This is a genomic window from Treponema sp. (assembly GCF_051883275.1).
GTDB lineage: Bacteria > Spirochaetota > Spirochaetia > Treponematales > Treponemataceae > Treponema_D.
This window is the reverse complement of record NZ_JBJETK010000071.1, coordinates 1-2,100: the sequence shown is the minus strand read 5'-3', so window position 1 is coordinate 2,100 and position 2,100 is coordinate 1. Positions and strand designations below refer to the sequence as shown.

Annotated in this window: 2 protein-coding genes; both read right to left on the bottom strand. The window is 37.4% G+C overall.

Annotation, left to right across the window (positions count from 1 at the left end; translation table 11 throughout):
- Window positions 1-21: 21 nt before the first annotated feature.
- A complete protein-coding gene (locus ACI4L0_RS10900; protein WP_439800198.1) occupies window positions 22-1,263 on the bottom strand; it encodes an ATP-binding protein in 1,242 nt (413 codons plus the stop codon).
- A gap of 93 nt (window positions 1,264-1,356) precedes the next feature.
- Complete coding sequence (locus ACI4L0_RS10895; protein WP_439800197.1) at window positions 1,357-1,995, bottom strand: master DNA invertase Mpi family serine-type recombinase; 639 nt, start codon at window positions 1,993-1,995, stop codon at window positions 1,357-1,359.
- Window positions 1,996-2,100 lie beyond the last annotated feature (105 nt).

The window sequence follows — 2,100 nt, the reverse complement described above, 5'->3', positions numbered from 1 at the left end:
CTTCTTTTTTTCAACACTTTTCTACCTGTTAGTGTCCACTTTTAGTGTAGCATCAATTTCCAAAAGCCAGTCAATTATATTTTTGTGGATGATTCCGCCTTGGGAAAAATCAAGTTTATCCATAGAAAGTACGAATTTCGGGTAGTTGTCTTTTAGTGACTTTAATGCACCGAATTCCCGATTGACAGTTTCTTCTGTGGCAAGAAGATATGACACCTGATAATATTCCATTCGGCTGTCTATTCTTGCACAAAAATCAATTTCCTTATTTTCTGTTTTGCCGACTGTTACCGTATAGCCGCGCCGCAGAAGCTCAATGTACACTATGTTTTCAAGAACTTGATTTATGTCTTTCTGATTGTTCAAAAACAGCGCCTGCCGAATTCCATGATCTGCAATATAGATTTTTTCCTGCGTTATAAGCAGTGCTTTACCGGCAATATTTTCACGCTGGACAAGGTGAAGAAGACAGGCTTCGCGGCAATATTCAAGATAATTGTAAACTGTTTCCGTAGAAACGGAACGGCGTTCATTTTTCAAGTATTTTATAAGGCTAGAAGAAGAAAATGTATTCCCCACATTCGATACAAAAAAAGTGATAAGCGATTTTAAAAGTGAAATATCCCTGATTTTGTAACGATTCGTGATGTCTTTTAAAATGATTGAATTGAAGATATCATCCAGATACTGTTTCTGCTGGATTTCAGAAAGATTAAAATTATACAAAAACGGATAACCACCGGCTTTAATATAGAACAAAAACGCATCATCTTGTGAAATTTCCGGATTTGCTGTTTTCAGAGCTTCAAAACTTTCTGAAAACGAAAAAGGAAACATTTTGATTTCCACGTATCGTCCGGCAAGATATGTTGCAAGTTCCCCTGAAAGAAGTTTTGCGTTTGAACCGGTTATGTAAATGTCAGAATTAAAATCAACAAGATACGAGTTAATGAGCTTTTCCCAGTCGGGAAGTTCCTGAATTTCATCAAAGAAAAGATACAATTTTTTATTGCCAGAATTTTCTGAACATTTTTTTACGCACTTGGTTACAGATTCAAATGATTTTACACGTTCATCAGTAAAAGATTCAAAATTCAAAGACAAAATCTGACTTTCCTGTATTCCCTGTTGAATAAGAAAATCTCTGATTTGAGAAAGCATAACGGATTTTCCACAGCGGCGTATTCCAGTAACAACTTTTACAACCGGAGTATTGATGAAAGGCCTAATTTTTTCAAAATATACAGAGCGAATTATATTCATTAGAGACAGTATATTTCGATATATCGAAAATTTCAAGCAAATAGTAAATGTTTTTTCGATACATCGAAATGTAAAGAACATATCCGTCAGTTTTTACCCTATTAATTTCAGCATCCGCTCGATATTTTCCTGAGAACCAAGCTGTTTTGCCGCAATGAACTTTTTGACTGTATTCCTGTGAACGCCGTACAGTTTTGCCATCTGATTTATGGAAATTCCCTGCATAAGCATAATGGTGGCTCCGATTTCTGCACCATCTAGTTTTGAAGCATCGCTTGTACTCCCTTTGGGTCGTCCGAGTTTCTGACCTTCGGCTTTTTTTCGTTCAAGAGCTTCTTTTGTACGCTGGCTTATAAGATTTCGCTCAATTTCAGCCGAAAGAGCGAATGCAAAGGCAAGCACTTTTGACTGAATGTCGTCTCCAAGCCGATAACCGTCCTTGATTGTCCAGACGCGTGCACCTTTTTCCATCAGTTTGTTTAGAATTGACATTATCATAAAAAGACTGCGACCAAGCCGGGAGAGTTCCGAACAAATAATCAGGTCATCTTTTTGAATTGAGTCAAGAAGTTTTCCAAGCGCGCGATTTTCCGGCCTTATTGTTCCGCTCACAGTTTCTTCAATCCAGCTGTCAAGAACAAGCGAATTCCGTTTTGCAAATTCCAGGATTTCAAAGCGCTGGTTTTCCACAGTCTGCCTGTCTGTACTTACCCGAATGTAACCATAAATCATATTTTAAAGATATTAAAAAAATTCAGCACTGTGTAGATTTTTTGCAATGCCGCCAGCCTTTTTGTAACACACATTTCCCGTCACCAAAAACGACCGTTTAAAGTG

Bases quoted from the DNA above. Each gene is read 5' to 3' on its own strand.
- ACI4L0_RS10900 (WP_439800198.1), bottom strand. From the start codon at position 1,263: ATGAATATAATTCGCTCTGTATATTTTGAAAAAATTAGGCCTTTCATC.
- ACI4L0_RS10895 (WP_439800197.1), bottom strand. From the start codon at position 1,995: ATGATTTATGGTTACATTCGGGTAAGTACAGACAGGCAGACTGTGGAA.